Source organism: Streptomyces sp. NPDC088400 (assembly GCF_044753355.1).
Taxonomy (GTDB): Bacteria; Actinomycetota; Actinomycetes; order Streptomycetales; family Streptomycetaceae; genus Streptomyces.
On the sequence record NZ_JBIVMZ010000001.1, the window covers coordinates 416,749 to 442,389 of the forward strand.

Below are 25,641 nucleotides of genomic sequence, written 5' to 3' on the forward strand. Positions count from 1 at the left end.
ACAACGTACGGATCGTGCCGGACATTCCGCAGGCCCTCGCCGAACAGGGACCGATCCCGGCCCGCAGCAGCGCCCTCGATCCTGGCCCCCACCAGCGCCGCCCCCCTCACTCCTACTGGGACAGCGTCGCCGGGCTCCCGCCGTTCGCCTCGTACCCCGCCACCGCCAGCGCCCGGTACACCGCGTACTCCGCCGCCGGGTCACTGTCGTGCGTCCACGGCAGCGCTCCGACGTGGCCGTCCACCCGCAGCAGCTGGTTCATGGCCTCCGCCCAGCGTTCGCACCGTACGAGGAAGAGCACCAGAAGGTGCCGTACGTGCGCGAGCATCGGGTCGTCGGCGCGCGCGGCGTGCACCGCGAACAGCGCGCCCTCCACCGCCTTCGTGACCACCGCGCCCTGGTAGAAGCCCTGCACCAGATTGACCTCGGGCAGATGCTCGTACACCGCGAACAGCGGCAGCGCCGCCAGCAGCGAGCCCTGCGGGGCGCGTGCGGCGGCCGTCGTCGCGAAGTGGTCGGCCTCCTGGCGGGAGCCGTGCCACTTCTCGCACCAATAGTGCAGCGCGGCCAGATGCGCCCCCATGTGCGCCGGAGCGCGGTCGATCACCTTCGCCCACAGCTGGTCGAACTCCTCGTGCGCGTAACCGAGCCCGCGCCCCACCGCCAGCTCGATGATGTACGGCACCGGGTCGCCGGGCGCCAGCAGCGCCGCCTCGCCGCAGACCGTACGGGCCTCCTCCAGGATGATCCGGAAGTCGTCCGTCCCGGCGGACGACGACCGCCACGCCTGCTGCACCAGGAACTCCGCGTGCACGGCCGCCCCGCCCGCGTCCTTCGGCGACTCCGACCGCCACGCCCGCAGCCACGCGCCTCCGGCCCCGGGCCGCTGCTGAAGCTCCAGCGAGGCCGCGCCCGCGAACGCCTGCACACGCTGCCAGCGCACCTCACCCCCTTTGCCGGTCCCGGCGAGCAACTGCGCGGCGGCTCGCCAGTCCTGGGTGTGCTGTACGACATCGAGCACGTCGAGGAGGTCCTGGTCAGGCCCCGGCAGGCGCATGTCCAGCTCCTCCTGCCGTACGAAGCCGTACGCGGCCGGGTCGGCGGCATCGGGTGAGCCGGGTGCGGCCAGCTGGATGCCGCCGCGGCGGCGCCTGGCGTACGGGACGACGACCGCGGCCAGCAGGCCCATCGCGATCAGGAACCACAGAATCTCCATGGCCCCATTGTCCCGGACGCCGAAGAATCCCCTTCCGCCGGTCCGGTCCGGTCCTGGCCAGGTCCCGGGTGGTCCGGTCCCGGGCGGACCGGCCATGGTCGGCCAGGTCCCGGTCCGGCCCAGGCCGGTCTCGTCCCGGTCAGGTCCCGTCGGAACAGCACAGGAACGGTCCGGGACCGTCCCGGACGGCCCGACCCGGAACAAGCTCGGCGCGGGAAGGTCGTCCGGCGCTACCCTCGGGCCTCATGAGTCAGCAGCACAGCACCGAGCAGCACCGCTTCGAGACCGTCGCCATTCACGCGGGCAACACCGCGGATCCGCTTACCGGCGCGGTCGTTCCGCCGATCTATCAAGTGTCCACGTACAAGCAGGACGGTGTGGGTGGGCTGCGCGGCGGTTACGAGTACAGCCGCAGCGCCAACCCCACCCGTACCGCGCTGGAGGAGAATCTCGCGGCCCTCGAAGGCGGCCGTCGCGGGCTCGCCTTCGCTTCCGGGCTCGCGGCCGAGGACTGCCTGCTGCGTACGCTGCTGGCACCCGGCGACCACGTGGTCATCCCGAACGACGCCTACGGCGGCACCTTCCGGCTCTTCGCCAAGGTCGTCTCCCGCTGGGGTGTGGAGTGGTCGGTCGCCGACACCTCCGACCCGGAGGCGGTACGGGCCGCGCTCACCCCCCGGACGAAGGCGATCTGGGTCGAGACCCCCTCGAACCCGCTCCTCGGCATCACCGACATCGCGAGCCTCGCCGGGATCGCGCGCACGGCCGGGGTGAAGCTCGTCGTCGACAACACCTTCGCCAGCCCCTACCTCCAGCAGCCGCTCGCACTGGGCGCGGACGTCGTCGTGCACTCGACGACGAAGTACATGGGCGGGCACTCGGACGTGGTGGGCGGCGCGCTGGTCGTCAACGACACCGAGCTGGCGGACGAACTGACCTTCCACCAGAACGCGATGGGGGCCATCGCCGGTCCCTTCGACGCGTGGCTGGTGCTGCGCGGCATCAAGACGCTCGCCGTCCGGATGGACCGGCACAGCGAGAACGCGACGCGCGTCGCGGAGATGCTCGCCGAGCACCCCCGGGTGTCCAAGGTCTTCTACCCGGGCCTGCCCGGACACGCGGGCCATGAGGTCGCGGCCAAGCAGATGAAGGCGTTCGGCGGGATGGTCTCCTTCCAGGTCACGGGCGGCGAGGAGGCGGCGGTCGCGGTGTGCGACCGCGCGAAGCTGTTCACGCTGGGGGAGTCCCTGGGCGGGGTCGAGTCCCTGATCGAGCACCCCGGCCGGATGACGCACGCGTCGGTGGCGGGCTCGGCGCTGGAGGTGCCGGCCGACCTGGTCAGGCTCTCCGTGGGGATCGAGTCGGGCGACGACCTGCTGGCGGATCTGCGGCAGGCGCTCGGCTGAACCGAAGCCGAAGCCGAAGCCGAAGCCGAAGCCGACGGTGACGGTGACGGTGACGGGCCAGGCCCGGTGGTGCGGGCACCGCCGGGCCTCGTCACCAGCCCTCCAACGGAGGTGTCGTCTCCGTCGGTGGCACGGCCCACGGTTGCGTGAGCGACGCCCAGAGGCCGAACAGGAATACGGCGACGAACAGCAGCGTCCAGAACACGCGTCGCGCCGCCCGGCGTCTGCGCATCAGCCGCACGCCGAGCGCGGTGGCGCACGGTACGAGATCGGCGGGGACGGCGGCCGGACGCGCCTGCTTCAGCATCCGCCGCACCTCGGCCTGCTTGCGGTCGGGGCCGTTCATGAGCCGGCCTCCCGCGAACGCTCTCCCGCGAGCGCGAGCCGCCGCACCGTCGTGACCGCACGGGCGCAGATCGCGTGGACCCGTTCCACCGGGAGGCCGACCAGCGCCGCCGTCTGCTCCTCGGGCACCCCCTCGTACAGGCGCAGCACCAGTACGACCCGCTCCCGCGGCCCGAGCCGGGCGAGGATGCCGGACGGACCTGCCGCCCGGCGCCGTCGGGGGATGTACCAGGCTCGGTCGTACCAGGCTCCGTAAGCGAAGCGGAGCGCCAGTTCCTGGCGGGTGCGGTCGTACGGGTCGTCGTCGCCGAGCCGGTCCCAGTCCGCGTACGTACGGGCCAGGGCCGCGATCAACAGGCGCCGGGCGCGCGGGGCGGTACCGGGTGGTTCGCCCGTCAGCAGTGTGGCCGCATGCAGCAGCCGGCCTGCCGTGCCCGCGGCGAATGCCTCGAACTCCCGGGCGCGACAGCGATCCCGGGCCGCCCGCCGCTCTCGCACGATCTCCATTGAGGCCGGTCAGCGGTCGAGGGTCAAGAGGGCGTCCCCGAGCCCCAGTTGCTCACGCCCCGGCTTCGGCCTCCGTGCCCGCCCCGCTCTCCGCGTCCGTCCCGGGCTCCGCGTCCCCGGCCCCGGACGGGACCCCCGTCGTGCCCGCCGCCGCCCGCGACGCCAGTGCGCCGTTGAAGCGGGTGAGCAGGGTTGTGAAGGAGTCCCGCTCCTCCTCCGTCCAGCCGCCGGTGACCTGCGCCATCAACTCGCGCCGCGACGAACGGACTTCGTTGAGCCGGGCCAGTCCGCGCGCCGACACCTGGAGGACGACCGCTCGGCCGTCCTCCGGGTGCGACGTCCGCTTGACCAGGCCGGTGTCGACGAGGGGGGCGACCTGCCGGGTGACGGTCGAGGAGTCGATGCCCATACCGGCGGCCAGGGCTTTGACGCCCATCGGGCCTTCCTGGTCGAGACGGTTGAGCAGCAGATAGGCGGCGCGGTCCATCGTGTTGCGGACCTGGCCGACACCGCCGAGCCGCGTCTGTTCCGCCCGCCGGGCGAAGACGGCCACCTGGTGCTGGAGGGCATCGAGGAGGCCGGCGCTGTCCGAGGATTCGGCAGGCCTCTCCCGGGAGACCGACGCAGCGGAAGTCATGTCCTGAATGGGGGGCATGGCTGGGGCTCTCTCGTGCGGGGGCCGGTTGGTGGGGGACCAGAGTACGCGGCCCCGCCCTTGCCCGTACCGGCGCTGGGCAAACCTGCGAAAACCCACGGACGGGCGCGGACGCCGACTCGGCGGGGCACCGGCGTAGGGCGGGTACGCCGAGCGCGCACGCCCGGCGCGAATCCCCGGAGTGAACCCTGCACCCCGCGTGCGAATACCTTGCGTGAACTGCTGCGTTCGGCCCGTGAGTCCCTGCTTCCCGCCCGTGAACCCCCGCCTGAGCCCCGGGAATGGACACCGAGCGCCTTCCCGGCGGTGAGCTGCGAGACTGGCCTGCATGAGCCTCGGCACCTCCCGCCCCACGCACCCCTTGATCCTCGATGACATCCGTGGGGCGCGGAAGATGCTCTCCGGAGTGGCGCGGATGACCGCGATGGAGGGGAGCAGATACCTGACGCAGCTGGTCGGCTCCCCGGTCCACTTCAAGTGCGAGAACCTCCAGCGGACCGGTTCCTTCAAGCTGCGCGGCGCGTACGTACGGATCGCCGGCCTGTCCCCGGAGGAGCGCGCGGCCGGGGTCGTCGCGGCCAGCGCCGGCAATCACGCGCAGGGCGTCGCGCTCGCCTCCACGCTCCTCGGCGTACGGTCCACGGTCTTCATGCCGGTCGGCGCGCCGCTGCCCAAGGTCGCGGCGACCCGCGACTACGGCGCCGACGTACGGCTGCACGGTCAGGTGGTGGACGAGACCCTGGCCGCCGCGCAGGAGTACGCGCGGGACACCGGCGCGGTCTTCATCCACCCCTTCGACCACCCGGACATCATCGCCGGGCAGGGCACGGTCGGGCTGGAGATCCTGGAGCAGTGCCCGGAGGTAGGGACAATCCTCGTCGGCGTCGGCGGCGGCGGACTGATCGCGGGCGTGGCCCTCGCGGTGAAGGCCGTACGCCCCGACGTCCAGGTGATCGGGGTGCAGGCGGAGGGCGCCGCCGCGTACCCGCCCTCGCTGGACGCCGGCCGGCCGGTGACGGTGGCCGGGACACCGCAGACGATGGCGGACGGCATCAAGGTGGGCCGCCCCGGCGACGTACCGTTCCAGCTGGTCAGGGAGCTGGTCGACGAGGTGCGTACGGTCTCCGAGGACGAGCTGGCCAGCGCGCTGCTGCTCTGCCTGGAACGGGCGAAGCTGGTCGTGGAACCGGCCGGCGCGAGCCCGGTGGCCGCGCTGCTCAGTGATCCCGAGGCATTCCGCGGTCCGGTGGTGGCGGTGCTGTCCGGCGGCAATGTCGACCCGGTGCTGATGCAGCGGATCCTGCGGCACGGCATGTCGGCGGCCGGGCGCTACCTGAGTCTGCGGCTGCGGGTGACGGACCGGCCGGGAGCGCTCGCGACGATGCTCCAGGTGCTGTCGGTGGCCGACGCCAATGTGCTCGACGTGAGTCATGTACGGACCGATCCGCGGCTCGGGCTGGCGGAGGCGGACGTGGAGCTGCATCTGGAGACCAAGGGCCCGGTGCACTGCACGGAGGTCGCGGCGGCGCTGCGCGAGGCGGGCTACACGATCCTGGGCTGAGGGGCTGAGGGGCTGAGGGGCTGAGGGGCTGAGGGGCTGAGTCGTCGGTCCGGACGTGCGGCCGGGTCAGATCCGGACGTACGGCCGTCGGTCCGGACGTACGGCCGTTGGTTCCGGCGTACGCGTATGCCTGTACGCCCGGTCATGTGCCTCGCGTACGTCCTGCGCGAGACCACACGTAAGACTCACATAAGGCTTGTGGGTCGCGATGTATCGCGATATTGTCCGGATCCGGCTTGCCACGGTAGGTCTTTCGCTGAGTCTTTGCCGGGCATTTGTCAGGCTTTCCCTGGGCTTCCGTATTCGCCCCGTGAGGGCGGGTCGGCGAACCTAAGCTCTGGATGATCGCAAAACCACCGACAGCGACACAAATGTCAGCAGCTACAGCGACAGCACTAGCAACAGCCACAGCCACGCTGGGAGAACCACATGCCAGGTGCCATCTACGCCGAAGGCCTGGTGAAGACCTTCGGCGATGTAAGGGCTCTGGACGGCGTCGATCTCGATGTCCCCGAGGGCACCGTCCTGGGGCTCCTCGGGCCCAACGGCGCCGGTAAGACCACTGCCGTACGTGTCCTGACCACGCTGCTCCAGCCCGACAGCGGACGAGCGGTCGTCGCCGGGATCGACGTCGTCAAGCACCCCAACGAAGTACGCCGGTCCATCGGCCTCTCCGGCCAGTTCGCGGCGGTCGACGAGTATCTGACCGGCCGCGAGAACCTCCGGATGGTCGGCCAGCTCTACCAGATGAGTTCCCGTGACGCGAAGGCCCGCGCGGACGAACTGCTGGAGCGCTTCCACCTCTCCGACGCGGCGGACCGTACCGCCAAGACCTACTCGGGCGGCATGCGCCGCCGCCTCGACCTCGCCGCCGCGCTCGTGGTCTCCCCGCCGGTGATGTTCATGGACGAGCCGACGACGGGCCTCGACCCGCGCAACCGCCTCCAGCTGTGGGGGATCATCCAGGACCTCGTGGCCGGGGGGACGACCCTGCTGCTCACGACGCAGTATCTGGAGGAGGCCGACCACCTGGCCCATGACATCTGCGTCGTGGACCGCGGCCGGGTCATCGCCCGTGGCACCGCCGACGAGCTCAAGGCCCGCACGGGCGGCGAGCGTGTCGAGGTGGTCGTCCACGAACGCGACCAGATCGAGCCCACCCGCGCCGTGCTCGCCGTCTTCGGCAAGGGCGGCGAGGTCGCGGTCGCCGAGCACACCCGCAAGCTGACCGTCCCGGTCTCCGGCGGCGCCAAGCTGCTCGCCGAGGTCATCAGGGAACTGGACACACGCGGCGTCGAGATCGACGACATCGGCCTGCGTCGCCCCACCCTCGACGACGTCTTCATCTCGCTCACCGGCCACGCCGCCGAGGACGCCGACCAGCCGGACGAACAGGACGTGGTACAGCCCACGAAGGAGGCCCGCAAGTGACCGCAGGCGAAGCCACCGGGAGCGCCGGGGCCCTGACTCCCCGGCCGCGCGGCGTGATCACGCAGTCCGCCGTCGACTCACTCGTCGTCGCCAAGCGCAACCTGATCCGGATGACCCGGATCCCCGAAGTGGTGCTCTTCGGGCTCATCCAGCCGATCATGTTCGTGGTGCTGTTCAGCTACGTCTTCGGCGGCTCCCTGAAGGTCGGCGGCACCACCAGCGCGGACGTGTACCGCAACTTCCTGATGGCCGGCATCTTCGCCCAGACCGTCACCTTCGCCACGGCGGGCGCGAGCGCGGGAATCGCCGACGACATGCACAAGGGCCTGGTCGACCGGTTCCGCTCGCTGCCCATGGCGCGCGGGGCGGTCCTCACCGGTCGTACGCTCGCCGATCTCGTCCAGACCGCGCTCACCGTCGTCGTCCTCTCGGTCGTCGCCGTGCTCGTCGGCTGGCGGATCCACGAGGGCGTACCGAAGGCGCTCGGCGCGTTCGCGCTGCTGCTCCTGCTCGGGTACGCGTTCTCCTGGATCGGCGCGCTGATCGGACTCTCCGTCCGTACGCCGGAGGCCGCCACCTCGGGCGGGCTGATCTGGCTCTTCCCGGTGACGTTCATCTCCAACGCCTTCGTGGACACCAGCCTGATGACTCCCTGGCTGCGGCACGTCGCCGACTGGAATCCGTTCAGCGCCACCGTGCAGGCATGCCGGGTGCTGTTCGGCAATCCAGGCGTCTCGCCGTCTCCCGCCTGGCCGATGCAGCATCCGGTGTGGGCCTCGGTGATCTGGTCGATCGTGATCATCGCGGTGTTCCGGACGCTCTCGGTGCGCAAGTACCGCTCGGCGACGGTCTGAGGAGCGGTCCGTAAGGCGCTTACGACGGCTGTACGACAGTGGCCCCCGGCGTTCATGCCGGGGGCCACTGTGACATCCGAAGCTGAAGAGCCGGGCTCAGCGCTGGTGGGGGCCGGAGCTCAGCTCAGGTACGGGCCGGGGCTCAGCCCTCGTAGGGCTTGGCGCCGAGGATCTTCACGGAGGCCTTCTTGCCGTTCGGCAGTTCGTACTCCGCGTCCTCGCCGATCTTCTTGCCGTTCACGCCGCTGCCCAGCGGGGACTGCGGCGAGTAGGTCTCGATCTCCGAGCTGGCGTACTCGCGCGATGCCAGGAGGAAGTCCAGGGTGTCGTCCTCGTCCCCGTCGAACGCGATCGTCACGACCATGCCGGGGGCCACCACGCCGCTCGCCTTCGGAGCCTCGCCGACCTTTGCGTTCTCCAGGAGCTGGGTCAGCTGGCGTACCCGGAGCTCCTGCTTGCCCTGCTCCTCCTTGGCCGCGTGGTAACCGCCGTTCTCCCGCAGGTCGCCCTCCTCACGGGCCGCCGCGATCTTCGTAGAGATCTCCGTGCGCGCGGGACCAGACAGGTAGTCCAGCTCGGCCTTGAGCTGGTTGTACGCCTCCTGGGTGAGCCAGGTGACGTTCTCGCTGGTCTGGGTCACAGGTGCTCCTCGTAGGTACCGGGAATACAAAGCAACGCCCTACTCAGAAGGATGTGCCTTCTCGGGAGGGCGAAACCACGAGCCTAACAATTTCGTGGCGCGAGGGGGAGGACAATTGCCGTCAGAATTGCGTCGGTGCAGGTCAGCGCCGAGACGTACGGCGGGTCCAGTGGCGGGACGGGAAATCCGGGGGGCATCCGGAGGCCACGGGAAGCGGTGCGCGCCCGGTGGTCGGTCGGAGGCCGGCCGGCGGGCGGTCGGAGATCAGTCCGACGTACAGCCCATCAGCTCGGTGCTGGTCGCGCTCTCCGTCGTACGTACGGTGACGACCCGGTCGATCCGCGTCCCGCCCGCGCCGAAGCGGACGTCCTTGCGGCCCACCTCCGCGCCGTTCTCCGCGAGGGAGCGCAGCGTGCAGCTGCCGGAGGCGTCCCGGTCCTTGCGGACCTCCAGATGCGCCTCGACAGCGGTGGCGGAAATCCGCTTGAACTTGATGAGCTCTCCGGAGACACTCCGGTCGACCACGTAGTGATAGCCGAACCAGCAGAGCAGGCCGAGCAGCGCGACGCCGAGCACCGCGCCCACGATCTTGAGCTTGTGGTCGGCGCGATGGTCCGCCGAGTGGCCGTAGCGGCCCGGGGGAAGCTCCTCGCGCACCACGGCCATGATCGTTCCCTCCGGAGTCGGGCAGCGCGGAATTTCCGCCCCCCGATATCCGTCACTATAGAAGCCGTCCCATGCGACAAATCACTGAGGATCGAGTCTTGACTGAGCAGCTGCGACTCATGGCCGTGCACGCCCACCCCGACGACGAGTCGAGCAAGGGCGCGGCCACGATGGCCAAGTACGTGTCCGAGGGGGTGGACGTGCTGGTCGTGACCTGCACGGGAGGCGAGCGCGGCTCCATCCTCAACCCCAGGCTCCAGGGTGACCCCTATATCGAGGAGCACATCCACGAGGTCCGCAAGAAAGAGATGGACGAGGCTCGCGAGATCCTCGGCGTGAAGCAGGAGTGGCTCGGGTACGTCGACTCCGGGCTGCCGGAGGGCGATCCGCTGCCGCCGCTGCCCCAGGGCTGCTTCGCGCTGGAGGACACCGACGAGGCGGCGGGCCGGCTCGTACGGTCCATCCGTGCGTTCAGGCCGCAGGTCATCACCACGTACGACGAGAACGGCGGATATCCGCACCCCGACCACATCATGACCCACAAGGTCTCGATGGTCGCGTTCGAGTCGGCGGCGGACAAGGAGAAGTACCCGGAGGACGAGTTCGGGCCGGTCTGGCAGCCGGAGAAGCTCTACTACAACCAGGGCTTCAACCGGCCGCGTACGGTCGCGCTGCACGAGGCGCTGCTGGCGCGCGGTCTGGAGTCCCCGTACGGCGAGTGGCTGGAGCGGTGGAAGGAGTTCGAGCGGGTCGAGCGGACGCTGACCACGCACGTTCCCTGCGCGGACTTCTTCGAGATCCGTGACAAGGCGCTGATCGCGCACGCCACGCAGATCGACCCGGACGGGGGCTGGTTCCGGATCCCGATGGACATCCAGCGGGAGGTCTGGCCGACGGAGGAGTACGAGCTGGCGAAGTCTCTCGTCGATACGTCCCTCCCCGAGAGCGACCTCTTCGCGGGCATCCGCGAGAATGCCTGATATGTATGCGACCCAGGCAATGACGCACGCGGTTCCCCTCGCCCAGGAGCTCGACCAGAACAAGGTGACGCCCGGCGTTCTCGGGTTCATCGTGTTCGCTGTGATGGCGGGCGCCGTGTGGCTGCTGATGAAGTCGATGAACCGCCACATGGGCAAGGTCGACTTCAAGGAGTCCCCGGCCCCGGCGTCGACGGCCCCGGCTTCGCAGGCCCCGGCCTCGACGGCCCCGTCGACGCCGAAGCAGGCTTCCCCGAGCGAGTAGCGCGTCACGCGGCCCGCACTCCGGCCGCCCCCTCTCCTGAGCGGGGCGGCGGGGGAGTGTCAGGTGCGGGTCAGGTGTGTGTCGCCTCCACCGGTACGCCCATGACCTCCCGCGCGTGCCGGTTCGGAACCATGCCCAGCTGCCAGGCCTGCCAGCCGTCCTCCAGCGCGAGGCCCCGGCTCAGCATCACCGCGAAGGCCGAGACGCACTCCTCCAGCCTGCCGTCGCGCGCCTCGTGGCGGGCGCCGGTGAGATCCGACAGTTCCTGTTCCGCCACCACCGAGCCCACCTCGATGCCGCCCGCCGAGGCGTACGGCAGCAGGGTGCAGCGCAGGAAACGGGACCAGTCGGCGCCGCGACGGTCGTCGTACGAGACGAAGAGCGCCGTCGCCTCGTCGCACAGCTGGAGCGCCGGGCCCGGCTTGCTGTTGCCCGCGTCGATGAGGGCCAGTTCGAGGCACGTCCAGGCCTCGCCGTGGGCCACGCCGATACGGCGGAAGTCCGCGCGGGCGTCCACCAGCAGCTGGCGGGCGAAGCCCGAGTTGCGGAGGTTGCCGGTCCGGGCGGCGCGCTGGTCGCGGGTGACCCGGCCCGAGTGGTGCCGGGCGCAGGCCAGGCCGTACACGTCGCGCATCCGGGAGAACATCGTGCGCGCCCGCTCCAGCTCCCGTACCGCCTGGTCGCGCTCGCCCGACTCCTCCAGCGCCTGCCCCAGGTAGTAGAGCGTCCAGGCCTCGCCGCGCGCGTCCTCGTTGTCCCGGTGGCGGGAGAGCGCCTCGCGCAGCTGCTCGACGGCCGGGTCCGGTTCGCCGTCCACCAGCCGTGTGCGCGCCAGCTGGGTCAGCGCCCAGGCCTCACCGCGACTGTCGCGGGTCCTGCCGTACAGATCGAGCGCCGCGCGCAGCTCGCCCTCCGCGCGCGCCGCGTCTCCCCTGCGCAGATACAGCTGGCCCAGCTGGAAGTGCGTCCAGGCCTCGCCGTGCACGGACTCGTTCTCGCGGTGCAGCGCGAGCGCCGTGGTGAGCAGGGCGCCCGCCTCCGCGACCGCGCCCCGGTCCCGCTCGACCGCGGCCAGCGCGTGCAGCGTCCAGCCCCGGTCACCGGCCGTCTCGTCGGTCGTCTGGAGCTCCAGCGCCTCGCGCAGCTTCGCCGCCGCCTCGGTCAGATTGCCCTGGTGATGCAGGGTGATGCCGAGCGAACAGAGCGCGCGGGCCGCCCCCGCGTCCTGCTGCGCCTCCCGGTAGAGACCGACCACCGAGGTCAGCGTCGTGCGCGCCTTGTCCAGCTCGCCGAGCTGCCGGGCCGCGATGCCCGTACGCCACTGGACCGAGCGGACCAGCAGCCCCTGGTCCACGGCCTGCGCCAACTCGCTGATCTCGCCCAGCCGGTAGAGGTCGCCGCGCAACAGGCAGTAGTCGCAGAGCGCGCCCAGCAGGTTCAGTACGGTCTGCTGGTCGACGCCCTCCGCGTGCCGCAGCGCGGCCGTGATGAAGCTCGACTCCTCGTCCAGCCAGCGCAGCGCGGCGTCCAGCGAGGAGAAACCGTGCGCGCCCGCCGCGCTCCTGAACAGATCCGCGCGGGTCGAGGTCTTGCCGTCGACCATCCGGATCACGGAGTCGGCCAGCTCGCCGTAGTTCCGGATCAGCCGCTCCTGCGCGGCCGTACGGTCCGCCGCCGCCTCCTCGTCCAGCAGGCGGGCCTGCGCGAAGGCGCGTACGACGTCGTGCAGCCGGTAACGGCTGGCCCGTACATGGTCGATCAGGCCCGCCCGCGACAGCGCCGACAGCAGCGGGCCGGCCTCCTGCTCGTCCGTCTCCAGCAGCGCGGCGGCGGCAGCCGCGCCCAGGGAGGCGCGCCCGGCGAGCGCGAGACGGCGCAGCAGGCGGCGCGCCTGGTCGTTCTGGTCGGTGTAGCGCAGCCACAGGGCCCGCTCCACGGGCTCCACCGGGCCGTACGCGGAGAGGTCCGAGGCCAGCTCATGCGCGGTACGGGTGCCCAGCGAGGACCCCGCGATCCGCAGGGCGAGCGGCAGCCCGCCGCACAAGTCCCGTATCCGGTCGGTGGATTGCGCGTCGTAGGGGACGTCGCCGGAGCCGGCGGGCGGTGACGCGGCGCCCGGCGCGGTCCCCGCCGGCTCCCCGGCCGCCGGGTTCCCGGCCGGCCGCGCGAAGGTCCCTGGCGTGTCCGCCGCCGCCCGCAGCAGTTCCTCCGCGCCCGCGCCGTCCAGCGCCTCCACCGGCAGTTGGTGCACCCAGGCCGGTACGTCGTCGGGCAGCTCGACGGGCCCGCGCGCCGTCACCAGCACCAGGCTGTCCGAGCGAACCGGCACCAGCGCCCGTACCTGCTCGGGATCGGAGGCGTCGTCCAGGACGACCGTCACCGGAAGACCCGTCAGATGCTGGTGGTACAGCTCGCTCAGCCGCCGTACCTGCTGCTCGGGGGATGCCCCCTCGCGGAACAGCAGTTGCTCGCGCGGCGCTCCCAGCCGGTTCAGGAGGTGCAGCAGCGCGTCCCGGGTCGACAGCGGCGGCTCGCCCGCGCCGCCGCCGCGCAGATCGACGACGCACGCGCCCCGGAACTGGTCCCTGAGCTGATGCGCCGCCCGTACGGCCAAAGTCGTACGGCCGGAGCCCGGTTCGCCGTACATCACGACGACGGTCGGCCTCGTCTCCGTCGACGCGCGGGCAGCGTGCACCCACTGCGCGATCCGCGCCATCTCGGCACGACGGCCCGCGAACGGCCCGTGCTGCTCCGGCAGATGACCGAACGACTGCTCAAGTACGGTGCGCCGGCGCGCCGCCGCGCTGCGGTCGCCGCCCCGGAGCCGGGGCTCGACCGTGGGCTTCTTCGTGGTGCGCCGGGTCGCGGACGTCAGCACCCGCTGCTGGTCGAGGAACGGGCGGATACCCCGTACCTCCAGCGCCGTCAGCCACTGGAGCCTCAGCTGTTCGGTCCCGCCGGGCTGCCCGGCCGCGCCCGCCCGGTGATGGGCGGCCGGCCAGTGGGAGGCGGTCACCTTGGCGACGGTGGCCGCGGCCCCGGCGACCGCGACGACGGCACCGGCACCCAACGCGACGCCCGAGGCCGTACCCAGCGCGACATCCGCGCAGACCGTCGCGGCGGCGGCAACGACCGTCACCAGTGCGGGCGTTCCGAGCGACTGCCTGCTGAACCGCTCGGACAGTGGCCGCGCCTCGGCCTGTGCCGCGTCCAGAGCCCGCACGTAAGCGTCGTACTCGTCGCTCGCGCCGGCCGCCATCGCGTCGAGAGCGCCCCGCCCCCGCGCCAGCAGCGCGCTGCTCTCGGTCCGCCCGCCGGAGCGCCGTACCTCTTCCTCGACGGCGCGTGCCAACAGCCTCTCGGCCTCGGCCCGGTGGCTTTGCCGCATGTGCGTCCCCCTCCGAGAGCTTCGGGTGGTTCGTTCGCGTGCTTCGGGTGAGCACATTGTCCTGCGCGCGGGGCGTGAAGGCGAGGGAGCCGACTGCCCGGCGGGGCGCGCGACCTATCACGCGCCCGATCTCCGGGCGACATCGTCATCGACATTGACGAGCGGCTGCCGCGCCCGGCCGAAGTACTCACCGTGCGGGACGTCTCGGTCCACACCCTCTGATATGACGCGGTTACCCCTTTCATCGGCGGATTCCGCTGTTCGCACAATCCGCACGTACGGGAAATGAATTCGTAAACCGGGCCTTACAGCGAACCGAACCGAACCGAAAGTAACCGAACCAAAACGAACACCCATTACGGCGCCGTAGTCAACTGGCCTGAATTTGGGAAGGACTTGACCGTCCGTGCGGCATTGACTACTGCCGCACCCCAATGGTTGTGTGATCACACGCAAGGGCTTGCAGAAAATCTACTCGTGGTCGAGCAATCTGTCTTTGGGCTGTTGTCAAGAGGGGAGGGTGCGGGGCAGAGCGGACCACGTGTTACGTGGGTCACTCCTGGCTGCCGGTCGGCACTTCTTTACCGAAGAGCACGCCGATGTTGTCGCCTTCCCTATTTCGCCCGGACGTTGCAGGACGCGATGCACATGGAATCCGCGGAAATACCTGATTCCACATAACGATCCCAATCGATCCGGAGCGGCGCAGATGGCATTCATCTGCAATGCGGCGACCTTTGTCCGGCTCCCTGCCAATAGCCCCGACGTCAGTGGATGAGACGATGCGACCTAATCAAATGGACCCCCATGCGCGGGAGCCGGCACCGGCTGGCTCCGGCACCCTGCTGCCCCTCAGCTCGTACCAGCGGGACATCTGGGCGACAGCCGTGATCCATCCGGATGACCCCCAGTACAACTGCTGTCTGACCGAACGACTCACCGGCTCCGTCGACCTTGATCTGATGGCCGAGTGTATTGAGCGTGCCCTGCGTCGCCATGAAACTTTTCTTCTGCGGTTCGACGAGCGGAACGGCACGCCGGTGCAATGGGTCGGCGCATCCGTCACGCCCGTGGAGCGCGTCGACCTTTCCGGTGAGGACGATCCGGCATTGGCGTGCCGGACGTGGTGGGAACGGGAAATGCTGACCACGCTTCCGTTGCGCGGTCAGCCGATGGTTCGCGCCACACTTCTGGTGGAGGGGCCGGATGTGGTGAACCTGCATCTCAAGGCCCACCACTTGGTCGCCGACGGATTCTCCTGCAGCGCATTACTTTTCGAGGTAATCGAAGACTACGCACGATGCTCGTATGATTCCGCTCACTCCGATCTCTCCGATCTCTCCGATCTCTCTGATCACTCCGATCCGCGGAACGCTCCCGCGCAGCCGACGTTCGAGTCCCTGCTGGAGCAGGAGGCCGCTTACCTGTCCACGGCGGATTCCACAGCCGACCGGGCGGCATTGCGCGCCGCACTGGAAGGCGTCCGGCCCGCGCTGTTTCCCCGTCCGGCCGTCACGCGGGGCACTCGGCGGCGGGAGAAAGTGATATGGGAACTCCACGCCGACGTTGTGGAGCGCATCCGTGCGGCCGGTCATACGCCCTTCAGCTACATAGCCACTGTGGTGGGCGGATACCTGGCCCGGTTGCACGGAACCGACGAGGTCGTCCTCGGGGTTCCGCTGCTCAACCGCCGGCACTGGGAGGGCGCCCCGCTGGGCCAGCTGGCGAATACCCTGCCACTGCGGGTGCGGGACCTGGCCGCCACTCCGGTGGACACCCTGGTGCGGAAGGTCCGTGAGGACGTCCGGGAACTCCAGCGTCACGAGCGCGTCGCCCTCGGAGACGTACTGAACGACCTTGTCGACGCCGGTGCCGGACCGGGCTCCCGGCAGCTCTTCGACGTGACGATCTCCTCCCTGCGCTTCGAGCGGCCTTCTCCCGTGCCCGGAATCGGTCGCGAGAGCGACATGAGGGCGCCCGGCTACGAGGCCAGCGCCATCAATATCTTCGTCCGGGACTTCCACGACGTGCCGGGCATCCAGATCGAACTGGTCTACCTGGTGGACCTGTTCGACGCGGACCTTCCGATGGCCGCCGTTGTCCGCCACCTGGCGAACCTGATGTCCGGTTGCCTGGACGCGCCCCACGAACCGCTGCCCGCGCTCCCCGTGATGGACGCGACCGAGCACGCCGCCGTCCACGCCCTGGGCCAAGGCCCGTCGGTTCCGGCCAGTGGGCCACAGACCCTGCACGGCCTGTTCGAGCGTCGCTGCGCGCAACACCCGGAGCGGACGGCGGTGACCGAAGCCGCCACCGGCCGCTCCCTGAGCTACGGGGAACTGAACCGCCGGGCCGACCAATTGGCGGGCGAGCTGCATGCGCTGGGCGTCGGGCGGGGCGACCGCGTGGCGGTGGCGATGGAGCGCGGCCTGGACTTGATGACCGCTGTGTTCGGGGTGCTGAAGGCCGGTGCGGCGTACGTGCCGGTGGACCCGGGCCACCCCGACGACCGAGTCGCCTTCCTTCTCGACGACAGCCGGGCCGCGGTGGTGCTGTTGGACGACGGCAGTACCGGCAAGCCGTGGGCGGCGCTGCCACACGCACATCGGGCGTCCGAGCTGCTGAACCGTCCCGCGCGTGCTCTTGCGCCTCCTGCGCCTCCTGCGCCTCTTGCACCTCTTCCGCCGGGATCGTCCGCCCTGCCGACCGACCTGGCCTACGTCATCTACACCTCCGGGTCGACAGGACAGCCCAAGGGCGTCATGGTCGAGCACCGTTCGGTGGCCAACCGGCTCGCGTGGATGCAGCGGTTGCACCCGGTCGGCGCCGACGACGTACTGCTTCAGAAGACCCCGATCTCCTTCGACGTCTCCGTCTGGGAGCTGTTCTGGTGGGCGGCCGAGGGCGCGCGGCTGGTTCTGCTGCCGCCCGGCGCGGAGAAGGACCCGCAGGAGGTGCTGCGCGTCGTGCGGGAGCACGACGTCGGCGTCCTGCACTTCGTTCCGTCGATGTTCGGTCCGTTCATGGACGCCGTCGCCGCCCCCGGCGACATAAACGACGGGGGCGACGCCGACGGGGGCGACGCACAAGTTCCGCCGCTGCGGTACGTGTTCTGCAGCGGGGAGGCGCTGCAGCCGGAGCACGTCGAGCGGTTCGCGCGCTTGCGTGCCGAGGGACCCGACGGCCGTACGCGGCTCGTCAATCTGTACGGTCCCACCGAAGCCGCCGTGGACGTCACCTCCTGGACCTGCCCGGACGAACCGGGAGAGCGCGTGTACCGGGTGCCGATCGGCCGGCCGGTGGACAACACCTCCCTGTACGTGCTGGACCCACTGGGCAGTCCGCAGCCGGTCGGGATACCCGGCGAGCTGCACATAGGCGGGGTACAGGTCGCCCGGGGCTACCTGGGGCGCCCGGAGCTGACCGGCGAGCGGTTCGTTCCGGACCCCTTCACGCCGGACGGGCGGTTGTACCGCACCGGTGACGTCGCCCGCTGGCTCGCCGACGGCACCCTGGAGTGCCTGGGGCGGGCGGACGGCCAAGTCAAGATCCGCGGCAACCGGGTGGAGACCGGCGAGGTGGCCTCGGCGCTGCGTGCCCAGCCCGGTGTGGGCGACGGCGTGGTCGCCGCCGACGTGGTGCCCGGCGGCGGCACCCGGCTGATCGGCTACTACACGGCCGATGGGGCGGACCCCGGCGCGAGTCGACTGCGTGCCGCGCTGGCCGCGCGGCTTCCGGGTTACATGGTGCCCGCGCTGCTGTGCCGGATCGACCGCATCCCGCTCACCCCGAGCGGCAAGACCGATCTGCGGGCGCTACCGGACCCGCGTGACCTCGCCGCCCCGGACAACGGCAACGGCCCCCACACATACGCCGATTCCCCTGACGGCGCCACGCAGGCAGCCCTCGCCGCGATCTGGGAGGACGTGCTCGGCGTCGGTCACGTCGGCCCTCACGACGACTTCTACGCCCTCGGCGGCGACTCGATCCTCGTACTCACCGTACGAGCACGCGCCGAGGCCCAGGGCCTGACGTTCCACCTGGCCGACCTGGTGGAACATCCCACCGTGGAGGCGCTGGCCGCCCGTACGACTACGTCGGCAACCCCGCCCGGTACGCTCGCTACGCCCGGTCGCCCCGGCGGAGCGCGGCCACAACCGGCCCACCCGCCCTTCCACCTGGTCTCGCGCATCGACCGGGCGGCGTTGGGCGACGCGCAGGACGCGTTTCCGCTGACCCGGCTGCAACTCGGACTGCTCTTCCACTCCCGTCGTGAGCAGACCTCGGCCACGTACAAGGACGTCTTCCAGTACACCCTGCGCATACCGTGGGACGAGGCCACGTTCCTGGCGGCCGTGGAACACCTGGTCGTCCGGCACCCGGCGCTCCGCTCGACGTTCGCGCTGGCTCTGGCCTCCGAGCCGCTGCAAGTCGTGCACGACGACTCCACCGGCCGGGTCGGTGCCGTCGACCTGCGGGCGCGGCCGGAGCCGGAGGCGCGGGCGCTGATCACCCGGCATGTCGAAGAGCGGCGTTTCCACGACTACGACCTCGATCAGGGACCCCTGTGGTCGCTCCACGCCTTCGCGGTCCAGGACACGGTCGAACTGGTCGTGGCATTCCACCACGCGCTGCTCGACGGCGGCAGCGTGGCGAACCTGCTGCGTGACCTGCTCCAGGACTACACGCATGCCCTGGGTCTGCATTCCGATCCGGTGGGTGGTACGCCACTGCCGCCGCCCACCGGGCACGTGGCAGCCGAGAGGCAGGCGCTCACGTCGGCGGAAGCCGGTGACCACTGGCGTCAGGTGCTCGCCTCGGACGCTCCGTCGGCCCCGCCGGCGCTGCGCGCCCACCGGCCGCCCGCCGACGAGCGGCTCATCGTGCGCCGTATCGAGCTGCCCGCCGATCTGACGGCCGCGGTGCGGGCGACCGCCCGCACGCGGGGTGTGCCGATCAAATCCCTGTTGCTGGCCGCACATTGCCTGACCCTGGGCGTGTTCACCGGTGCGCCGGAGGCGATATCCGGCGTCATCACACACGGCCGGACCGAGGAGGACGGGGAAGACGCCCTCGGCCTGTTCCTCAACACGGTGCCGGTGCGGCTGCCCATGACCGCGGAGAGCTGGTTGCACCTGGCCCGGGAAGCCTTGCGTCAGGAGCGGGCCGGGTACCCGCACCGCCGCTACCCGCTCAGCGCCATTCAGGAGGACAGCGGTGGCCGGGAGCTGGAGACCGCGTTCAACTATGTACATTTCCGGCAGCTCGCGCAGGTTCTGACGCTGCCCGGCGTGGAGTTGGAGAACTTCCGCACCTGGGAGGAGACCAACTTCGCGTTGCTGGTCAACGCCGTGCACGACGCGGTGAGCGACAAGATCGAGCTGCGGATCGACTGCGACGGGCGGCACTTCAGCGCCGATCAGGCCGACCTCCTGGCCGACACGCTCCTGACCGTGCTGCGGCGCGTCGCCGAACACCCCGACGAGAAGACCGGGTTCGGGTTCCTGGCCGCCGGGCCGACGCGGATCACCGCCGTACCCGACGCGCTCCCTGTCACCACCCAGTTCCTGGCGCGGGCGGCAGCCGTACCCGAGTCCAGGGCTCTGGTGCTGGGGGACCGGCAATGGAGCTACGCGCAACTGGCCGACACCGCCCGGACGGTGGGGCATCGCCTCGTCGCGGCCGGCACCCGCCCCGGTGACAGGATCGGGGTGACCATGGACCGCTCGGCCGACACCGTCGCGGTCCTGATCGGGGTACTGCTGGCCGGCGCTGCCGTCGTCCCGCTCGATCCGGCCTACCCACCGGCCCGCCTGAAGGCGATGGCCACGGTGGCCCGCCCCCGGTACATCGTGGCGAACGCCCCGCATGCCCGTCTGATCGAGGGATGCGCACCGCAGCTGGCGGCCGAGTCCCTGACGGCGCCCGACAGTGAGCCGGACCTCGCGTACGACGGTGAGCCGGACCACGCGCCCGGGCCTGCCTGCGCGGCGATCGGCCTGCCGGCACCGGTGCCGGACTCCACCGCCTACGTGCTGTTCACCTCCGGTTCGACCGGGGAGCCCAAGGGTGTGGCGATGCCGCACGGCGCTCTGGCCAACCTGGTGAGCTGGCAGAACAGCGTGAGCAGCGGCGCGGTGGGCGGTACGACACTCCAGTTCGCGTCGATGAACTTCGACGTCTCGTTCCAGGAGATCTTCTCCACCCTGTGCGGCGGCGGCACCCTGGTGCTGACCACCGAGAGCCAACGGCATGACATGCGCACCCTTCTCAGGCTGATGGACGACGAAGGCGTGGAGCGGGTCTTCCTGCCCTACGTGGCGCTCCAGCACATGGCAGAGGCCTCCGAGGCGCTGAACCTGGTACCGCGCCGGCTGCGCGTGGTGGTCTCTTCCGGCGAGCAGCTCCGGGTCACCAGCCTGATGCGCCGGTTCCTCGCGGCCTTGCCGACTTCAGCGCTGCTGGAGAACCAGTACGGGCCGACGGAGACCCACGTCGTCACCGCCTTCACCATGACCGGCGACCCGGCCACCTTCCCCGAACTGCCGCCCATCGGCCGGCCGATCGACGGTACGGAGGCCCATGTCCTGGACGAGGAGCTCCGCCCCGTCCCGACCGGTGTCGAGGGGCAGTTGTACCTTGGCGGGAGGTGTCTCGCCGAGGGGTACGAGGGACGCCCGGACTTGACCCGGCAACGGTTCGTCACTCTCCCGTCCCGCACGGTGGACGAGAGGCTGTACCGCTCCGGAGATCTCGCGATCGTGCTGCCGGACGGCGACATCGTCTGCACCGGCAGGGCCGACCGGCAGGTCAAGGTCCGCGGCCACCGGGTGGAGCCGGCCGAGGTGGAGACCGCGGTCCTCGGCTGGGCGGACGGACGCTCCGGCATCACACAGGTCGCGGTCGTGCCTCGCGCCTCGGCCGGGAACGGGACGGTGCTGGCCGCTTTCCTCGTCGGTGCCCCGGACGCCGTAAGCCTGAACGGCCTGCGCGATCACCTTCGTACCGTGCTGCCGGCCTACATGCTGCCCGCGCACCTGACCTGGCTGCCCGAACTCCCGCTGACCTCCAGCGGCAAACGCGACGATCAAGCCCTGTCGCGCGTTCCCCTGGCCGCGCCCGAGGTTCCGGCGGGGACTCCGCCCACCCCGGGAACTCACGAAGCGGAACTGGTGGAGATTCTGGCCGATCTGCTGGATCTGCCGGTGTCCGCGGTCGGTCTGCACGACGATCTGTTCGACCTCGGCGTGACCTCGCTGACCGCGATGCGGCTGATGGTCACCGTCGAACAACGCTACGGCGTCGCGCTGCCGATGTCCGAGTTCCTGTCGACCCCCACCGTCTCCGGCCTGGCGCGGCGACTGGATTCGACGGGCGCGGAGTTCGCGTTCAACTCGCTGGTACCCATCCACTCCCGGGGCAGCCGCCGCCCGCTGTTCATGGTCCACCCGATGGGCGGCAACGTACTGTGCTACGTCCAGCTCGCCCGGCACCTGCCGGAGGAGCAGCCGCTCTACGCGTTCCAGGCGGCCGGGGTGGCAGCCGGTTCGCAGCCGCGCACCTCGGTGCAGAAGCTCGCCGCCGACTACATCGCCGCCATGCGCCAAGTGCAGCCGCACGGGCCGTACACCATCGGGGGCTGGTCCTTCGGCGGGTTCGTCGCCTTCGAGATGGCGGTGCAGCTCCGGCGGGCCGGTGAGGAAGTGGCGGAACTGATGCTGCTGGACACCACGGCACTGGCCCCCGGGCATCGGGCCGCGTTCGACGACGACGCGGTGCTCGGCTGGTTCTTCTGGGAGCTGCTGTGGCTGGAACGCGGCGGCACGTCACCCTTGGAGATCATCCCGGACGGCCTGGTCACGCTGGAGGAGAAATTCGCCTTCATCGCGGACTTCGCCGTGGACACCGGGGTACTGCCGCCGGGCAGCACCGACGAACTGGTGGAGCGGCTCTTCGCGGTGTACCGGGCCAACTGGAGCGCGGCACTGGCCTACCGGCCGGATCCGCCCGACCAGGACCTCACGTTGCTGCTGGCCGCCGAGCCGCTGCCCGAGGTGCTGCTGGACATGCACAGCGCCGGTGGCAGCCAGCACGCCGACGCCACCAACGGCTGGCGGCACATGACCACGGGCCGACTGCGCACCGTCACGGTGCCGGGCGACCACCTGTCCATCATCGAACCGCCCCACGTGGAGCACACGGCCGGCGTCATCGGCCGCATTCTGGACGGCTCGTTCACCCCTTCCCCGCAGGAGGAAACCGGAGCATGACCACACCTGAGCACGATGCCGTACCTGAGCACGATGCCGTACCTGAGCACGAAGCCGTCGAGCACACCTCCGACGTGATCATCGTGGGCGCCGGTATCGGCGGCCTGACCGCTGCCGCCGCGCTGCGACGGGCCGGCATCGGCGTCCGCGTGTACGAGCGCGCCACCTCTCTGCGCCCCGCGGGGTCCGGCCTGTCGGTGATGAGCAACGCTGTCAGCGCGCTTGCTTCGATCGGCATCGATCTCCATCTGGACAAGCGCGGCCAGACCATCGAGGTCTTCCATGTCCTCGACGAAACCGGCGGCCTGATCCAGGAGCAGCCGCTGAAAGCGGTCACCGACCGGCTGGGCGTGCCGTCGGTATGCGTGACACGCGCCGATCTTCAGGCCGCGCTGCTCGAAGAAACAGACGGCGTTCCGCTGTTCCTGGGCAAGGCGGTCGCCGGGTACACGGTGGAAGCGGACGGGGCTTCGGTCCGTTTCGACGACGGCACGGTGGTCCACGGTCGCGCCGTGGTCGGCGCGGACGGCTTCAACTCGGCGATCCGTCGCCAGGTCGCCGGCCCGGAGGAGTCCACGGACAGCGGCTACGTGTGCTGGCTGGCGGTCGTCCCCTTCGCCCGGCCCCATCTCCCCGCGGGCTACGTCGGCCACTACTGGGGCAGCGGCCGACGAGTCGGCCTCATCGATGTGGGCCACGGCCGCTACTACTGGTGGGGCACCATGAACATGCCCGCCGAGCGGTCGCGCCACTGGACGGGCGACAAGGAGGAAATCCTGCTCGCATACGACGGCTGGGCTGACGAAGTGTGCGACATCATCCGGGAGACCCCGGAGGAAGCCATCCTCGCGGTGCCCTCGCACGACCGTCCGTTCCTGGAACACTGGGGTGAGGGCCCGGTCACCCTGCTCGGCGACGCCGCCCACCCCATGCTGACCAGCCTCGGACAGGGCTCGGCGATGGCGATAGAGGACGCGGTCGTCCTGTCCGACTGCCTGGCGGCGTCCCCGGACGATCCGGCTGCCGCGTTCCGTGCGTACGAGGACCAGCGGCGCGAGCGGACCCGCACAGTGGTCGCGGCATCCCGATCGGTCAGCGAGACGGAGCAGTTGGAGGACCCCGAGGAACGCCGGCAGAGGGACGAAGGACTGCGCGCAGCGGACGAACCCTTCCTGGCAGGCCAGTTGGAGTCGCTGCTCCGCTGGCCGGCCTGACCCCCGGCCCGGCCGTACTTTTCTGCCGCCTTTACGGCCGGGCCGGGGCTCGGCCCTTTCCGCGAACTCCCTTGAGCACACCTTTGGCGGGATGAACCTGCAACCCAGGTCCGGGTCGGCAACCAGTGCGGGGCCCCTCTCCAGGGCCCCGCACTCGCACAGCAGCGGAACCGAAGCCCGAGGCGGGCTACCGTTGAGTACGGCACATGCCGGAGGGAAAAAGGGAGCCATGCCCCGACGTACCAGGACAGCCGCGATCGCTGTGCTCTGTGTTCTCGCTCTGACGAGCTGCGGAAAGAGCGCGGACGATCTCTTCTCCAATCTCAACGGCACCAAGTCGTCCAACGCCTCCGACCAGGAGACCCCGGCCGGCCAAGAGACCCCGACCAGCGGCGCGGCCAAGGCGGATGAGCCGCCCAACTACGGTGACAACAGCCGGGCGCAGCGCCCCGACCGTCCGAATGCCGCGGACGAGAAGCGAGCGCGTGAGAAGGCCAAGGAAATAACACGGGCCCTTGAAGAGCTGCGGCGTAACGATCAGACCCAGCCCGCGCAGGTGCGGCCGGTACTCACACGACTGGCCTCTCCCGCTCATCTGGCCGTGGCGGAGTGGCCCGCCGGGGGAGAAGAGAACCCTGCTCAAGGCAGCACGTACGGAATCTGGATCGGCAAGACCGCATGCATCACCGGTGCCGTCAGCCCAGATCGCGTCCGGACTGATGTCAATGGTCATTTCCCGGAGACAGGTTGCCTGCCCCCGGCGCCCGCTCACTGAGGAGGGGGCCGGCGGGGCAGCGCAGACGAGGCCACCTGATCTTCCAACCCTGTCAGATGGTTCCCAGGTCGACAGCGACGGAGAAGGGCGCGGCAGCCTTGATCGCGCCGGTGAACATCTCGCCGTCCCTGTAGGCCTTGGTGGCGGGGTCGAGAACGTAGGTGTAGATGATGGGGACACCGGTGGCGGCCTGTTCGATCCGCCAGTGGAAGGGGATGCCGGCCTTGGCGTACTGGTCCACCTTCACGATCCGGTCGGTGGTCTCCGAGCCCGGCGGCACGACCTCGACGACCAGGAGTACATGTTCGGGGCGGGTGGGCGTGAGGTCGATGGTCTCCGCCCGGTAGACGACGACATCGGGACGGCGGTTGGTGAGTGGAACGTCCTGCAGGCGGACATCGAAGTCCGTGTCGGCGTTCCAGTCCGGACCTGCGGCGGCGTCCAGAGTGTTGCCGGGGCACCGGATCTGGACGGGAGCAGAAGCGTCTCGTCGCCCTACAGGGCGCCCAGCAGCCCCAGGACCTTGTTCGCCGCCTCCGCGACCGGCTGGCCGAGCGCTCCGACCGTCGTGGCGATGGTGGCCACGGCGATCAGGGCGCGGTGTCGCTCTTGCGGAGCGCTCGCGTCGGAGGTGATCACAGGCAGGGAGTCGTCGATGACCTGCGCGCTCCCGGGCGCGAGCTGACCGCGCAGCTCCTGGAGCAGCCGCGCAAGCTCCCCGGTCGCCTCGCGCAGAGCAGGGGACTGGTGCTTGACGATGCCGGTGTTGCCTGTCCCGCCGTAGATATTGACGTTGTCGCCGTGGATGTTGTTGCCGTAGTGGTGCGAGTTGCCGCCGCTCACTTGCTCACCCCCGTGTTGTACAGACCGCCGTACATGTTCACGTTGTCACCGAAGTGGTAGTTCTTGGGGTTGACCAGTACGCGCTCCACGCGCACGTGGAACTCGGCCTCCGGGTTCTCGATGGCGTTGACGAGGTACCGGACCAGCTGGCGCAGCTGCTCCGGATTGGGCAGCGTCACCAGCGCGGTGGAGGCGCTGGACGTCTCGACGGCCAGTACGTGCTGGGACGGTGCGCTCCACTCCTTCGCGAGCCGCAGGGCCAGGCCGATCACCACCGCGATGCCGAGGACCCGCAGCGTGCTGGCGGAGTCGCTTCCCGCTTGCTCGTCGTACGGCGAGGCCGAGTTGGCGTTGACCATCTGGAGCAGGACGAACGCGACCACAATGATGCCGAGCCACTTCAAGAAGCTCATGAAGGCTTCCATGCGCTTGGGTCGGAGTACGAGGGTGTGGACCCGCGTGATGTTGTGCAGTGGATAGGCCGCCTCTCCCACCCACAGCAGCCGTCTGCCGACCTTGAGTTCGACGCTGGTCCCACTGGGGGGAGGCGGCGGCACTGGTAATGAGGTTCCAACGGTCCCGGTGTTCTCCACAAGTCCCCCGTATGTACGTGAATCTGCGGACACAG

18 protein-coding genes and 1 pseudogene are annotated in these 25,641 nt (G+C 70.3%); 9 read left to right on the forward strand and 10 right to left on the reverse strand.

All coding sequences use genetic code 11. The features are described from left to right. Nucleotides 1-112: 112 nt before the first annotated feature. On the reverse strand, nt 113-1,216 hold the full coding sequence (locus ACIQD6_RS02000) for a hypothetical protein (RefSeq protein WP_401877066.1): 1,104 nt from the start codon (nt 1,214-1,216) through the stop codon (nt 113-115). 245 nt (nt 1,217-1,461) lie between these two features. Here ACIQD6_RS02000 and ACIQD6_RS02005 point away from each other — a divergent pair, with 245 nt between their 5' ends. Beyond that, nucleotides 1,462-2,622 carry a cystathionine gamma-synthase gene (locus ACIQD6_RS02005; RefSeq protein WP_401877068.1) on the forward strand — a complete coding sequence of 387 codons (1,161 nt, stop codon included), beginning with the start codon at nt 1,462-1,464 and terminating at the stop codon, nt 2,620-2,622. 91 nt (nt 2,623-2,713) lie between these two features. Here ACIQD6_RS02005 and ACIQD6_RS02010 read toward each other — a convergent pair whose 3' ends face one another. The 3 genes from ACIQD6_RS02010 to ACIQD6_RS02020 form a co-directional block, all read right to left on the reverse strand. After that, nucleotides 2,714-2,968, reverse strand: a complete 255-nt coding sequence (locus tag ACIQD6_RS02010) for a hypothetical protein (protein WP_401877070.1) — start codon at nt 2,966-2,968, stop codon at nt 2,714-2,716. Further along, a complete protein-coding gene (locus ACIQD6_RS02015) occupies nt 2,965-3,465 on the reverse strand; it encodes a sigma factor-like helix-turn-helix DNA-binding protein (protein ID WP_401877072.1) in 501 nt (166 codons plus the stop codon). The genes ACIQD6_RS02010 and ACIQD6_RS02015 overlap by 4 nt, the downstream gene beginning before the upstream one ends. Before the next feature lie 61 nt (nt 3,466-3,526). Continuing rightward, the gene (locus ACIQD6_RS02020) at nt 3,527-4,129 is read right to left on the reverse strand and encodes a MarR family winged helix-turn-helix transcriptional regulator (RefSeq protein ID WP_401877074.1); all 603 of its coding nucleotides are present in this window, start codon (nt 4,127-4,129) and stop codon (nt 3,527-3,529) included. Nucleotides 4,130-4,457: 328 nt separating this feature from the next. On the opposite strand from ACIQD6_RS02020, the gene ilvA reads away from it, so the two are divergent. The 3 genes from ilvA (at nt 4,458) to ACIQD6_RS02035 (ending at nt 7,975) form a co-directional block, all read left to right on the forward strand. Then, nucleotides 4,458-5,690 (forward strand): threonine ammonia-lyase, encoded by a 1,233-nt coding sequence (ilvA, locus tag ACIQD6_RS02025; RefSeq protein ID WP_401877076.1) that lies wholly within the window; start codon nt 4,458-4,460, stop codon nt 5,688-5,690. A gap of 429 nt (nt 5,691-6,119) precedes the next feature. After that, on the forward strand, nt 6,120-7,121 hold the full coding sequence (locus tag ACIQD6_RS02030; RefSeq protein ID WP_401877078.1) for an ATP-binding cassette domain-containing protein: 1,002 nt from the start codon (nt 6,120-6,122) through the stop codon (nt 7,119-7,121). 32 nt (nt 7,122-7,153) lie between these two features. Further along, the gene (locus ACIQD6_RS02035; protein WP_401878066.1) at nt 7,154-7,975 is read left to right on the forward strand and encodes an ABC transporter permease; all 822 of its coding nucleotides are present in this window, start codon (nt 7,154-7,156) and stop codon (nt 7,973-7,975) included. Nucleotides 7,976-8,117: 142 nt separating this feature from the next. Here ACIQD6_RS02035 and greA read toward each other — a convergent pair whose 3' ends face one another. Together greA and ACIQD6_RS02045 are read right to left on the reverse strand one after the other, a co-directional pair. Then, nucleotides 8,118-8,615 carry a transcription elongation factor GreA gene (greA, locus tag ACIQD6_RS02040; protein ID WP_401877080.1) on the reverse strand — a complete coding sequence of 166 codons (498 nt, stop codon included), beginning with the start codon at nt 8,613-8,615 and terminating at the stop codon, nt 8,118-8,120. Between the two features lie 264 nt (nt 8,616-8,879). Next, nucleotides 8,880-9,281, reverse strand: coding sequence for a DUF4307 domain-containing protein (locus ACIQD6_RS02045; RefSeq protein WP_401877082.1), 402 nt, complete (start codon nt 9,279-9,281; stop codon nt 8,880-8,882). A 98-nt stretch (nt 9,282-9,379) separates the two neighbouring features. Here ACIQD6_RS02045 and mca point away from each other — a divergent pair, with 98 nt between their 5' ends. Next, complete coding sequence (gene mca, locus ACIQD6_RS02050; RefSeq protein WP_401877084.1) at nt 9,380-10,261, forward strand: mycothiol conjugate amidase Mca; 882 nt, start codon at nt 9,380-9,382, stop codon at nt 10,259-10,261. Between the two features lies 1 nt (nt 10,262). After that, nucleotides 10,263-10,523 carry a hypothetical protein gene (locus ACIQD6_RS02055; protein ID WP_401877086.1) on the forward strand — a complete coding sequence of 87 codons (261 nt, stop codon included), beginning with the start codon at nt 10,263-10,265 and terminating at the stop codon, nt 10,521-10,523. A 70-nt stretch (nt 10,524-10,593) separates the two neighbouring features. Here the strand turns inward: ACIQD6_RS02055 and ACIQD6_RS02060 are convergent, their stop codons facing one another. Beyond that, a complete protein-coding gene (locus ACIQD6_RS02060) occupies nt 10,594-13,911 on the reverse strand; it encodes a tetratricopeptide repeat protein (protein ID WP_401877087.1) in 3,318 nt (1,105 codons plus the stop codon). Nucleotides 13,912-14,708: 797 nt separating this feature from the next. Between ACIQD6_RS02060 and ACIQD6_RS02065 the strand changes: the two genes are divergently transcribed. The 3 genes from ACIQD6_RS02065 (at nt 14,709) to ACIQD6_RS02075 (ending at nt 24,170) form a co-directional block, all read left to right on the forward strand. Further along, nucleotides 14,709-22,181, forward strand: coding sequence for an amino acid adenylation domain-containing protein (locus tag ACIQD6_RS02065; RefSeq protein WP_401877088.1), 7,473 nt, complete (start codon nt 14,709-14,711; stop codon nt 22,179-22,181). Then, entirely contained in the window at nt 22,178-23,395 is a 1,218-nt protein-coding gene (locus ACIQD6_RS02070; protein WP_401877089.1) for an FAD-dependent monooxygenase, read from the forward strand. Before ACIQD6_RS02065 ends, ACIQD6_RS02070 begins: the two co-directional genes overlap by 4 nt. A gap of 229 nt (nt 23,396-23,624) precedes the next feature. Continuing rightward, nucleotides 23,625-24,170 carry a hypothetical protein gene (locus tag ACIQD6_RS02075; RefSeq protein ID WP_401877090.1) on the forward strand — a complete coding sequence of 182 codons (546 nt, stop codon included), beginning with the start codon at nt 23,625-23,627 and terminating at the stop codon, nt 24,168-24,170. A 52-nt stretch (nt 24,171-24,222) separates the two neighbouring features. Here the strand turns inward: ACIQD6_RS02075 and ACIQD6_RS02080 are convergent. The 3 genes and pseudogenes from ACIQD6_RS02080 to ACIQD6_RS02090 all read right to left on the reverse strand — a co-directional run. Next, nucleotides 24,223-24,633 (reverse strand): annotated as a pseudogene (locus ACIQD6_RS02080) (Uma2 family endonuclease); the annotation flags it as partial. 32 nt (nt 24,634-24,665) lie between these two features. Continuing rightward, nucleotides 24,666-25,013, reverse strand: coding sequence for a hypothetical protein (locus ACIQD6_RS02085; protein WP_401877091.1), 348 nt, complete (start codon nt 25,011-25,013; stop codon nt 24,666-24,668). Continuing rightward, nucleotides 25,010-25,639 (reverse strand): DUF6232 family protein, encoded by a 630-nt coding sequence (locus tag ACIQD6_RS02090; RefSeq protein WP_401877092.1) that lies wholly within the window; start codon nt 25,637-25,639, stop codon nt 25,010-25,012. The genes ACIQD6_RS02085 and ACIQD6_RS02090 overlap by 4 nt, the downstream gene beginning before the upstream one ends. Nucleotides 25,640-25,641 lie beyond the last annotated feature (2 nt).

Excerpts from the sequence above, each read along its gene's own strand:
- ilvA (WP_401877076.1), top strand. The coding sequence starts at position 4,458 with ATGAGCCTCGGCACCTCCCGCCCCACGCACCCCTTGATCCTCGATGAC.
- ACIQD6_RS02065 (WP_401877088.1), top strand. The coding sequence starts at position 14,709 with ATGGACCCCCATGCGCGGGAGCCGGCACCGGCTGGCTCCGGCACCCTG.
- ACIQD6_RS02030 (WP_401877078.1), top strand. The coding sequence starts at position 6,120 with ATGCCAGGTGCCATCTACGCCGAAGGCCTGGTGAAGACCTTCGGCGAT.
- ACIQD6_RS02070 (WP_401877089.1), top strand. The coding sequence starts at position 22,178 with ATGACCACACCTGAGCACGATGCCGTACCTGAGCACGATGCCGTACCT.
- ACIQD6_RS02060 (WP_401877087.1), bottom strand. The coding sequence starts at position 13,911 with ATGCGGCAAAGCCACCGGGCCGAGGCCGAGAGGCTGTTGGCACGCGCC.
- ACIQD6_RS02010 (WP_401877070.1), bottom strand. The coding sequence starts at position 2,968 with ATGAACGGCCCCGACCGCAAGCAGGCCGAGGTGCGGCGGATGCTGAAG.
- ACIQD6_RS02075 (WP_401877090.1), top strand. The coding sequence starts at position 23,625 with ATGCCCCGACGTACCAGGACAGCCGCGATCGCTGTGCTCTGTGTTCTC.
- ACIQD6_RS02045 (WP_401877082.1), bottom strand. The coding sequence starts at position 9,281 with ATGGCCGTGGTGCGCGAGGAGCTTCCCCCGGGCCGCTACGGCCACTCG.
- ACIQD6_RS02055 (WP_401877086.1), top strand. The coding sequence starts at position 10,263 with ATGTATGCGACCCAGGCAATGACGCACGCGGTTCCCCTCGCCCAGGAG.
- ACIQD6_RS02000 (WP_401877066.1), bottom strand. The coding sequence starts at position 1,216 with ATGGAGATTCTGTGGTTCCTGATCGCGATGGGCCTGCTGGCCGCGGTC.
- ACIQD6_RS02005 (WP_401877068.1), top strand. The coding sequence starts at position 1,462 with ATGAGTCAGCAGCACAGCACCGAGCAGCACCGCTTCGAGACCGTCGCC.
- ACIQD6_RS02020 (WP_401877074.1), bottom strand. The coding sequence starts at position 4,129 with ATGCCCCCCATTCAGGACATGACTTCCGCTGCGTCGGTCTCCCGGGAG.